The organism is Flavobacterium nitrogenifigens (assembly GCF_003254565.1).
Classification (GTDB): domain Bacteria; phylum Bacteroidota; class Bacteroidia; order Flavobacteriales; family Flavobacteriaceae; genus Flavobacterium; species Flavobacterium nitrogenifigens.
This window is the reverse complement of record NZ_QJRI01000126.1, coordinates 1-1,122: the sequence shown is the minus strand read 5'-3', so window position 1 is coordinate 1,122 and position 1,122 is coordinate 1. Positions and strand designations below refer to the sequence as shown.

Annotated in this window: 1 protein-coding gene; it reads left to right on the top strand. The window is 34.4% G+C overall.

Annotated elements, in window-relative coordinates; all coding sequences use genetic code 11:
* Nucleotides 1-1,122, top strand: a 1,122-nt coding sequence (locus DM397_RS00565) for an AMP-binding protein (RefSeq protein ID WP_162615439.1), incomplete at both ends; no start/stop codon positions are given.

Below are 1,122 nucleotides of genomic sequence, written 5' to 3'. Positions count from 1 at the left end.
CATTTTGAGAACCTGCTTAGAGAATCATTAGAACAGCCTGAAAGGCTGATTCAGGAAATTGGTTATTTAACCCCGGAAGAAGAAAAGGAGTTATTGGTTAAATTCAATGGTGCAGCATTAGAACCGCTTACAGACCTTACTTTAGTTGACATATTTGAAGAGCAGGTTGAAAGAGCCCCAAATAATGTAGCTGTTTTATTTGAACAAACACAATTAACCTATCAGGAACTTAATGAGAAGTCCAATCAGCTAGCCTATTATCTGAGAGAAAACTACGCTATCAGAGCAGATGATCTGATAGGGATAAAGATGGACAGAAGCGAGAACATGATTGTAACGATCCTGGGCATATTAAAATCTGGAGCAGCCTATGTTCCCATAGATATTAATTATCCGCAAGACCGCATCGATTATATCGAACAGGACAGTAATTGTAAAGCCGTTATTGATGAGAATATTTTAGAGAATTTTACACAGGTTCAGAATAAGTTTTCAAAGAAAAATATTGCAAAGATTAGTACCGCTAATGATTTAGCTTACATAATTTATACTTCAGGGTCTACCGGGAAACCAAAAGGGGTAATGGTAGAGAATAAGAGCGCAGTTGAATTGATTAATTGGTGCCGATTTGAATTTGATTCATCAAAATTTGAAGTGATGTTTGCTACGGCTTCATACTGTTTTGATATGTCAGTTTATGAAATTTTTTATCCTATATCTATAGGAAAGAAAATAAGAGTCCTAAAAAATGCATTGGAAATAAAGGATTATATAAATAAAGAGAATAAAATTATACTAAGTATTGTACCTTCTGTAATTCAAAAGCTCTTAGAGGATAATTTAGATCTAGAAAATGTAGTTTTTATTAATATGGGTGGCGAAATAATGCCTCTGGATATTGTTAAAAAACTTCCAACGGAAAAAATAGAAGTCAGAAATTTATACGGTCCTTCAGAGGATACTACCTATAGTACTTGTTATTTAATACAAGATAAAGAATATAAAACAATTCCTATCGGAAAGCCAATATCGAACACCCAGATTTACATCTTAGACGATTCCTTGCAGATTGTTCCGATAGGAACCCCCGGAAAGCTGTTTATATCAGGAGCAGGAGTAGCG